The sequence below is a fragment of the Kineococcus indalonis genome, from assembly GCF_009906395.1.
Taxonomy (GTDB): Bacteria; Actinomycetota; Actinomycetes; order Actinomycetales; family Kineococcaceae; genus Kineococcus; species Kineococcus indalonis.
The window spans coordinates 1-2,220 of sequence record NZ_JAAALM010000595.1 but is presented as its reverse complement, the minus strand read 5'-3'; the positions used below and the strand labels follow the sequence as shown (position 1 = coordinate 2,220).

Annotated in this window: 2 protein-coding genes; one reads left to right on the top strand and one right to left on the bottom strand. The window is 75.6% G+C overall.

All coding sequences use genetic code 11. The features are described 5' to 3' along the window. Nucleotides 1–30: 30 nt before the first annotated feature. Nucleotides 31–1,449 (bottom strand): CCA tRNA nucleotidyltransferase, encoded by a 1,419-nt coding sequence (locus GTR00_RS19295; protein ID WP_407659744.1) that lies wholly within the window; start codon nucleotides 1,447–1,449, stop codon nucleotides 31–33. Nucleotides 1,450–1,610: 161 nt separating this feature from the next. Between GTR00_RS19295 and GTR00_RS19290 the strand changes: the two genes are divergently transcribed. Next, a complete protein-coding gene (locus GTR00_RS19290) occupies nucleotides 1,611–2,087 on the top strand; it encodes an NUDIX hydrolase (protein WP_166613176.1) in 477 nt (158 codons plus the stop codon). The last annotated feature ends 133 nt before the right edge of the window (nucleotides 2,088–2,220 follow it).

Below are 2,220 nucleotides of genomic sequence, written 5' to 3'. Positions count from 1 at the left end.
CCACCGCCCCGGCTGCCACCGCCCCGGCTGCTACCGCCCCGGCTGCTCCTGCGACTCCGGCTGCTGCGCCCACCAGGCCAGCAGCTCCCCGCGGGCCGCCTCCTCGCCCAGCGGGCCGCGGTCCATGCGCAGCGCCAGCAGGTGCTGGTACGCCCGCCCCACCGTGCGCGAGGGCCCGATCCCCAGCAGCTCCATGATCGCGGTGCCGTCCAGGTCGGGGCGGACCGCGTCCAGCTCCTCCTGCTCCCGCAGCTGCGCGATGCGCGCCTCCAGGTCGTCGTAGGCCGCGGCCAGCCGGTTCGCCTTGCGCTGGTTGCGGGTCGTGCAGTCGCTGCGGGTCAGCTTGTGCAGCCGCGGCAGCAGCGGGCCGGCGTCCGTGACGTAGCGGCGCACCGCCGAGTCGGTCCACTCCCCGTCGCCGTAGCCGTGGAAGCGCAGGTGCAGCTCCGTCAGCCGCGCCACCGCCTTGACCGTGTCGTTGTCGAAGCGCAGCGCCTTCAGCCGCTTGGCGACCATCTTCGCGCCCACCACCTCGTGGTGGTGGAAGCTCACCCCGCCGCCCGGCTCGAAGCGCCGCGTGCGCGGCTTGCCCACGTCGTGCAGCAGCGCCGCCAGCCGCAGCAGCAGGTCCGGGCCCGGCACGTCGCCGTCCGGCCCGTCCTCGCGGTCGACGGCCTGCTGCAGCACCGTCAGGGAGTGCTCGTACACGTCCTTGTGGCGGTGGTGCTCGTCGATCTCCAGCTTCAGCGCCGGCAGCTCCGGCAGCACGTGCTCGGCCAGGCCCGAGTCCACCAGCAGCCGCAGCCCCGCCACCGGGTCCGCGCCCAGCAGCAGCTTCTCCAGCTCCGTGCGCACCCGCTCCGCCGAGACGATGGCGATGCGCCCGGCCATCGCCGTCATCGCCGCCAGCACGTCCGGGGCCACCTGCACCCGCAGCTGCGCGGCGAAGCGCGCCGCCCGCATCATCCGCAGCGGGTCGTCGGAGAAGGACTGCTCGGCGGTCACCGGGGTGCGCAGCACCCCCGCGGCCAGGTCCGTCAGCCCGTCGTGGGGGTCGGCGAAGTCCAGCGACGGCAGCCGCAGCGCCATCGCGTTCACCGTGAAGTCGCGCCGCGACAGGTCGCCCACGAGGTCGTCGCCGTAGGAGACCTCCGGCTTGCGCGAGTCCGCGTCGTAGCTCTCCGAGCGGTACGTGGTCACCTCCACCACGACGTCCACGCCGCCGGAGCGCTTGCGAGCGCCGATGGTGCCGAAGTCGCGGCCCACCTCCCAGGAGGCGTCGCCCCAGCGCTTCAGCAGCGCCACCGTGTCGTCCGGGCGGGCGTCGGTGGCGAAGTCCAGGTCCGCCGAGCGCCGGCCCAGGAAGGCGTCGCGCACCGGCCCGCCCACCAGCGACAGCTCGTGGCCGGCCGCCTCGAAGCGCCGGCCCAGGTCCACCAGCACCGGCATCACCGGCTCCAGCGCGCGCACCGCGCGGGCGCGCGCCTCGTCCAGCGCGCGCTCCAGCGCTCGCGACGCGTCGTCGGGGCCGGGTCCTGCGGGTCCGTCGGGGGGGAGCACGAGGTCCAAGGGTGCCAGAGACGCGCGGCGGGCCTGGCTACAGTGAGCCGATGGTCAGACCTGCCCGGGAGCCGCGCCGACGGCTGCCGACCGTGCAGGAGACCTCCTCCGGCGGCCTCGTCGTCGACGTCACCTCCGGCGAGCCGCGCGCCGCCGTGATCTGCCGCCTCAACCGCGCCGGGCGCCTGGAGTGGTGCCTGCCCAAGGGCCACCCCGAGGGGGCGGAGACCCTGGAGGAGACCGCGGTGCGCGAGATCGAGGAGGAGACCGGCATCCGCGGCGTCGTCGTGGAGGGCCTGGGCAGCATCGACTACTGGTTCTCCGCCGAGGGCCGGCGCATCCACAAGGTCGTGCACCTGTTCCTGCTCAAGGCCGTCGGCGGGCGCCTCACCGTGGAGAACGACCCCGACGCCGAGGCCGTGGACGTCGCGTGGGTGCCCTTCAGCGAGCTGGAGGAGCGCCTGGCCTTCCCCAACGAGCGCCGCGCGGTGGAGGCGGCCGTGCAGCGCCTCGGCGAACTGGCGTGAGCGCCGGCGGAGCGCTCCCGGGCGGGCCGCGCCGGCGCGACGTGCTCGCCGGGCTGGCCGGGCTGACGGGGCTGACGGGGCTGGCCGCCGCCGCGGGGGCGGCGCTGCCGCTGCGGGTGACGTCCTGCACCGA

Excerpts from the sequence above, each read along its gene's own strand:
- GTR00_RS19295 (WP_407659744.1), bottom strand. The coding sequence starts at position 1,449 with ATGCCGGTGCTGGTGGACCTGGGCCGGCGCTTCGAGGCGGCCGGCCAC.
- GTR00_RS19290 (WP_166613176.1), top strand. The coding sequence starts at position 1,611 with ATGGTCAGACCTGCCCGGGAGCCGCGCCGACGGCTGCCGACCGTGCAG.